Origin of the sequence: Labrys sp. (in: a-proteobacteria), assembly GCF_047605565.1 — a bacterium.
In the GTDB taxonomy this organism is placed as follows: Bacteria; Pseudomonadota; Alphaproteobacteria; order Rhizobiales; family Labraceae; genus Labrys; species Labrys neptuniae.
The window spans coordinates 164671-170894 of sequence record NZ_JASGFM010000008.1; the positions used below are offsets into that span (position 1 = coordinate 164671).

Genomic DNA, 6224 nt, shown 5'->3' on the forward strand with positions numbered 1-6224 from the left:
CGAGAGAACGAGACCATGTCCTCCATCGCCCTTGATAGGCCCAAGAAACAGCCTGATCTGTTCCGCAAGCTTGCATGGCCCTGCCTTGTCTGTGCTCCGCTTCTCGCCGCCGCCAGCCTGCCGGCCCTCGCGGTCGAGCCCTGGATCATGGTCGAGAAATCACTGTTCTCCGGCGTAGACGCCTCCCGCGGGCAAGGCGTCACCACCGATGGCACCAATTGGTATTTTTCCGGCACCAATGCCCTGGAAATGACCAACGGCGCCTTCGATCCAAAATTGCTGGTTACCCCCGCCATTCCGGATGCCCTGAAGAACCCTTCGCAATATTCCGATATCGGGCTCAACCATATCGGCGACATCGACTATGCCGATGGCAAGCTCTACATCTCGCTCGATACGAGCAACCGCTCGCCGACCACCAACGGGAAATATGAAAGGCCGGTCTTCGCGATCTATGACGCCAAGACACTGACCTATCTCGGCCAGGCCTTCGCCCTCAGTCCTCCCCATGGCACGCATGACGTCGCCAGTTGGGTGGCCGTCGACGCCAAGAACGGCGTCGGCTACGGCATGGCCTACGAGAACGCCAAGGAACTCGCCGTCTACAACCTTTCGGACTGGTCGTTCCAGAAATACATTCCCTTGTCGCAGACCATCGATCAGGCACAGGGCGGCAAGATCTTCAATGGCTGGATGTATTTTTCGACCGATAACGACCAGAAGCTGATCTACCGCGCCAATCTGCTGACGGGCCAGGTCGAACTCATCGGCAATCTCAAGATCGATGGCGAGCAGGAGGTCGAGGGCCTGGTCTTCAAGAACACGCCCGACGGTTGGTCGATGCATATCCTGAACCGGGAGGAAGACCCGAACCATCCGGGCGAGACTGCGATCGGCTTCTACCGCTATGTACGTCCCTACGGGAATGCGCTTTCGGGCGAAATCCATGCCGATATCAAGGGCGCCTTCATCGAAGACAGCCGCTACCCGCGCGATGCCGCCAACCGGCGCCTGCGCTCGGCCTTCGGCGGCATCGTCGGAACGTCGGGCGGGGCCGCCACGGGCAGCACCGACGGCATCGTGGTCTGGGGCACGCCTTTCGCCGCCACCGGCAGAGCCAAGGGTTCGGGCGAAGCGGCCTCCTTCGATCGCACCAGCGGCGGTTTCATCGGCGGTATCGACGCGCCGGTCGGGGACTGGCGTCTCGGTGTTCTCGCCGGCTACAGCCATACGAGTTTCGACGTCTCTGCCCGGACCTCCGATGGTTCCAGCAACAATTATCAGCTCGGCCTCTATGGCGGCACGCAATGGGGACAGCTCGGCTTTCGCACCGGCGCCATCTATGGCTGGCATAATGTCGACACCAAGCGCGACGTTGTATTCCCGGCCTTCCGCGAGAGGCTTTCGGGGCAGTACGATGCCGCGACGGCGCAGGCCTTCGGTGAACTCAGCTACCGCTTCGATCTGGGCCGGAGCGCCTTCGAGCCTTTCGCCAATCTCGCTTATGTCCATCTGGACACGAATGGTTTTGCCGAGAAGGGCGGCACCACGGCCGCGCTGACAGCCCAGAAGAGTTCGGCAGACACCGTTTACACCACATTGGGCCTCCATGCCTCGACCGGCTTCGACCTCGCCGGGACCACGCTGACCCTGCGCGGCACGCTCGGCTGGCAGCACGCCTTCGACGACGTCACCCAGAATGCAAAGCTCGCCTTCAACAACGGCTCGTCCTTCACGATAGCGGGCGCCCCGCTTGCCAAGGATGCGCTGGCGATCGAGGCCGGCGTTGACATCGCGCTTGCCCCCAACACAACCTTGGGCGCCTCCTATTCGGGCCAGCTTGCCAGCCACACCCAAGGCCATGCCTTCAAGGTCAATCTCGACATGAAGCTGTGATCTGAAGGATCCCAGGGCGGTGGGGATTGGACGCAGCGGCTTTACCAAGGCAAGCTCGCCATGCCACCTCACCGCCATCGCCCCAAGGTGCTTATCAGCGGCGTGATACGCAGCTAACAGGAATAGAATGAAGAATGCAGCCTTTCCTTCCAAGGTTTCACCCATGAGCTCTCTGGGAGGGAACGCCACCGGCACCAGCCTCTATTCGCGCCTCCTCAACGACATCGGCCAGAGTATCGTACGGGGTGACCTCGCCCCGGGCGACCAGTTGCCCAATGCCGATGACTGGAGTGCCGCCCACGGCGTGAGCCGCACGGTGCTGCGGGAAGTCGTCAAGGTGCTCGCCAACAAGGGCATGGTGGAGATGCGCCCCAAGGTGGGCACGCGCGTTCGCGCCCGCGAAGACTGGAACTTCCTCGATCCCGACGTGCTGGTCTGGCGCTACGGACCAAGAACCACGGCCGAGGAGGCTCGCTCCCTGTTCGAGCTCCGGCGTGCCATCGAGCCGATGGCCGCCGCCCTGGCGGCCGAGCGGGCCAGCGAGGAGCAGGTCGCGCAGTTGCGCCTCCTGCTGGCGCGGATGGAGCAGGCCGGCGACGACAGCGAACGCTTCGCCGTGCCGGATCTCGCCTTCCATCAGGCTATCCTGCGCATGTCCGGCAACGAATTGATCGGCTCGCTTGCAGCACTGATCGAGACAGCCCTGATGATCAGCTTCCGCCTGACGGACGACAATCCCGGGGGCCAGAGCCACTCGCTCGCTTTGCACCAGGCCGTCGTCGACAACATTGCAAGACGAGATCCGATCGCCACCGCCAAGGCCATCACCTCCCTGCTCGACGAGGCGGAGGAGGACGTCAAGCGCTCCCTGGTGGCAAGGCGCGAACGGAAATCATGACCGGCGGCGACATCGACCGGCGGCATCGCTTTGCCCAGGACTGCGCCCGGCAGGCCGGGGCGATCGCGCGTCACTACTTCCGCTCCGGCGAGGCCCTGTCCAGCGCCGAAAAAGGCCGGCACGATCCGGTGACCCAGGCCGATCTGGAAATCGATCGTTTCCTGATCGATCAACTTGCCGGAGCGTTTCCGGCCGACGGCATCCTGACCGAGGAAACCGGCGGCGCGCCCGCACGCCATCTGTGGGTCATCGACCCGATCGACGGTACGCTGAACTTTGCCCGCGGCATCGCCCATTTCGCCGTGTCGATCGCCTTTTGCGTCGACGGCCAGACGGAAAGCGGCGTCGTCTACGATCCCGTCAGCAACGAGATCTTCACCGCCCGGCGCGGCCAGGGTGCCTTCTGCAACGGCAGGCCCATCCGGGTTCGGGCGGCACGCGGCCCCTCTGATGCGATTGTCGATGCGGGATATTCGCTCCGACATCCTGCCGCCGACTATCTCGGGTTGATCGGCAACCTGCTTGGCCAGGGCTATGCCTTCGTCCAGAACGGCTCCGCGGCGATGGGACTGGCAGCGGTCGCCTGCGGGCGCATCGACGGCTTCTGCGAGCTTTCCCTCAAGAGCTGGGACGTTCTCGCCGGCCTGCTGCTGGTCGAGGAGGCCGGCGGCTGGACCAGCGATTTTCCGCACGGTCCCGGCCTGCTGGAGGGTCACAAGGTCCTCGCCTGTACCCCTTCCATTCGCCAATCCCTGCAGGATCTCATGCTGGCGGCGACGACACCACGCCGAAAGACACTCCTCTCGTCCCACGAGATCAGGCGCGGAACAGCCTCAGCGCGCCCATAGGCTTTTTAAAAAACTTTGCGGCGGGCGGGAATAATTCCGCACGCCGCCGGGTCTGGTCACTCAACGGAGGCACTGACAGCCCGTGCCGCCGTCCGGCATGAGCCGTTGAACAGGAGTGACCAGAATGCTGAAGATGACGCGCCGTACGGTGCTGGGTTCTGCGGCGGCAGCCGCAGCGTTCGGCCTGGCGGGAAGACTTGAATTCATAGCCCCTGCCCTCGCCCAGACTGCGGTCGAGCCCAGCGTGGGCTTCTACAAATACAAGGTCGGATCCATCGAGGTGACAGCCATCTATGATGGCATCTGGCGCAAGCCCCACGACCCGACCTTCATCAAGAACGCCTCGGTGGAAGATACCAAGGCGGCCTTGTCCAAGGCCGGCCTGACCACCGAATTCATGCCGATCCCCCTCACGGTTGTCGTGCTCAAGGTCAATGGCAAGTTGATCATGATGGATGCCGGCTCGGGCGTCGGGCAATGGCAGGCCAATGCCACGCATCTGCCGGCCAACATGGCCGCAGCCGGCATCGACTACAAGGCGATCGACACCATCATGATCTCGCATTTCCATCCCGACCATGTGTGGGGCTTGATGGAAAAGGGCACCAATGCACCGGTCTTCCCCAATGCGGAACTGATCGTCAGCGCTGCGGAATATAATTGGTGGACCGATCCCTCGCGTGTCGAGAAGCTCGCCGAAGGGCGGCGGCCCGCCGGCAAGCGCATCGTCGAGAACTTTCCGAAATGGAAGAACTGGAAGCTGGTGCAGGACGGAGCGGAAGTCGCGCCCGGCATCCGGATCCTGTCGGCACCCGGCCACACGCCGGGGCATTCGGTCTATCTTGTCGGCTCGGGCAACGAGCAGTTCATGGTCTCGGCCGACATCATGTATGTGCCCGCTCTGCTCGCCCCCCATCCGGATTGGCAAGGCGCCTATGACCAGGATGGCCCGATGGCCATCGCGACCCGGCGCAAGCTCATCGACCGGGTGATCGCCGACAACATCCGGATCTGCGGCTCGCATTTCCCGTTCCCCGGCAGCGGAACCTTCGTGAAGGACGGCAACGCCTATGGCTTCACGCCGACCGCACAGCTCTGAAACCCGACATTCCTGCCTCCAGGAGAGAAAATCATGCTGAAATATGCAGTCGCAACCGCGGTGGCCACGCTGGCATTGGCCGCGGTCACCACCACGTTGCTCTCGATACCGGCCTATGCCGTCGACAACATCGAATCCACCGACGCGCCGGACCTGACCTCCGTCAAGGCCAAGATCGAGGCCAAGAACTATACCGGCGCCTTGGAGGAACTGCGGGGCCTGGCCGAAGATACCCAGCAGGCCGATGTCTACAATTTGCTCGGCTTCACGCTGCGCAAGACCGGCGACTACCAGACGGCGCTCACCTACTACACCAAGGCGCTGGAACTGCAGCCCGGCCACAAGGCCGCCCGGGAATATCTCGGCGAGCTCTATGTCGAGACCGGCGAGGTCGACAAGGCCAAGGTGCAATTGTCGGAACTCGGCAAGCTGTGTCCCCAGGGCTGCGAGGAACTCGAAGACCTGCAGAAAGCCATCGACACCAAGGTGACGAAATGACCTGGGTGACGAAATGACCTGGGTGACGAAATGACCTGGGTGACGAAATGACGTGCGAGCCGGCGGGCGCCAAGGCTCCTGCCGGCCTCCTTCCGTCGGAGGTGGCTGCAATGACCCCAATCAGCAAGATCAAGCCAGGGCTCGCCGATGCCGTGCTGCTCGCCGGCCGGCTGCTGCTTGCCCTGATCTTCATTCACGAAGGCACGACCCTGGCGCTGCATTTCATGCGCACCGTTGAGGCCATGGCCGTGGTCGGCATCAGCGCCCCCCTGGTCGTGGGCGTCATCGCGCTGCAACTGGGTGCAGGCTTGGCCCTCGCTTTGGGTGTGTTCGCCCGCATCGGTGCCATCATGCTCGGCCTGTTCTGCCTCGCCACGGCAACGCTCTTCCACATGGACTTCTCGAGCCAGAATGAATTGCTGCATTTCGAGAAGGACCTTGCCATCGCCGGCGGCATGTTCGTCCTGTCGATTGCCGGATCCGGCGGATTCTCCCTGGATCGGCTGCTGCGGCAAATGCCCTCGGTGCCTGGTCCTTTGAGACGGATCCTGTTCTAGAGCGTGTCGTTTGATTGCCAACCCGGATTGTCGTCATTGCGAGCGTAGCGAAGCAATGACGGCTACTTCACCGCGTGAACATGGAATCGCAACTGAAATACCGGAACAAAACACATTCCCAGCAGACCGCAACCAGCCGGTCTCGCAGCCAGCCTGTTCCCAAGGGGCCGCAAGTGCCGTAAACCCCGGGCATCGGAATTGCGACTGGAACGAAATGATGGTGAGTGTGAAACGTGTGCAAGGCCCGACAGCCCTGCGCGTCGTGGGGCGTACCTTCCTCATCCTGGGCTTCGTCGGACTGCTGGCTGCCCCGGTGCTCGGCATGAACGAATGGCGCAGCCCGCGCACGGCCTCCGCCGCGGGCACCATCGTCTCGGTCAATCCCTATCCGGTCGTCAGCTTCTCGACACCGCAGGGCAGTGTCATCC

Annotated in this window: 7 protein-coding genes; all 7 read left to right on the forward strand. The window is 62.9% G+C overall.

The genetic code is table 11. The annotated features are described in order from the left end of the window. Positions 1-15 precede the first annotated feature (15 nt). On the forward strand, positions 16-1896 hold the full coding sequence (locus QM672_RS10625; protein ID WP_415082452.1) for an autotransporter domain-containing protein: 1881 nt from the start codon (positions 16-18) through the stop codon (positions 1894-1896). A gap of 163 nt (positions 1897-2059) precedes the next feature. Beyond that, positions 2060-2794 (forward strand): FadR/GntR family transcriptional regulator, encoded by a 735-nt coding sequence (locus QM672_RS10630; RefSeq protein WP_415082454.1) that lies wholly within the window; start codon positions 2060-2062, stop codon positions 2792-2794. Next, positions 2791-3642 carry an inositol monophosphatase family protein gene (locus QM672_RS10635; RefSeq protein WP_415082456.1) on the forward strand — a complete coding sequence of 284 codons (852 nt, stop codon included), beginning with the start codon at positions 2791-2793 and terminating at the stop codon, positions 3640-3642. The genes QM672_RS10630 and QM672_RS10635 overlap by 4 nt, the downstream gene beginning before the upstream one ends. 124 nt (positions 3643-3766) lie before the next feature. Beyond that, positions 3767-4741 carry an MBL fold metallo-hydrolase gene (locus QM672_RS10640; RefSeq protein ID WP_415082458.1) on the forward strand — a complete coding sequence of 325 codons (975 nt, stop codon included), beginning with the start codon at positions 3767-3769 and terminating at the stop codon, positions 4739-4741. 33 nt (positions 4742-4774) lie between these two features. Beyond that, complete coding sequence (locus QM672_RS10645; protein WP_415082460.1) at positions 4775-5239, forward strand: tetratricopeptide repeat protein; 465 nt, start codon at positions 4775-4777, stop codon at positions 5237-5239. 110 nt (positions 5240-5349) lie between these two features. Beyond that, complete coding sequence (locus tag QM672_RS10650; RefSeq protein WP_311935371.1) at positions 5350-5796, forward strand: DoxX family protein; 447 nt, start codon at positions 5350-5352, stop codon at positions 5794-5796. A 226-nt stretch (positions 5797-6022) separates the two neighbouring features. Next, positions 6023-6224, forward strand: a 202-nt coding sequence (locus QM672_RS10655) for a hypothetical protein (RefSeq protein ID WP_415082462.1), incomplete at its 3' end; no start/stop codon positions are given.

Coding starts and splice junctions, on each gene's coding strand:
- QM672_RS10650 (WP_311935371.1), top strand. CDS start 5,350: ATGACCCCAATCAGCAAGATCAAGCCAGGGCTCGCCGATGCCGTGCTG.
- QM672_RS10635 (WP_415082456.1), top strand. CDS start 2,791: ATGACCGGCGGCGACATCGACCGGCGGCATCGCTTTGCCCAGGACTGC.
- QM672_RS10625 (WP_415082452.1), top strand. CDS start 16: ATGTCCTCCATCGCCCTTGATAGGCCCAAGAAACAGCCTGATCTGTTC.
- QM672_RS10645 (WP_415082460.1), top strand. CDS start 4,775: ATGCTGAAATATGCAGTCGCAACCGCGGTGGCCACGCTGGCATTGGCC.
- QM672_RS10640 (WP_415082458.1), top strand. CDS start 3,767: ATGCTGAAGATGACGCGCCGTACGGTGCTGGGTTCTGCGGCGGCAGCC.
- QM672_RS10630 (WP_415082454.1), top strand. CDS start 2,060: ATGAGCTCTCTGGGAGGGAACGCCACCGGCACCAGCCTCTATTCGCGC.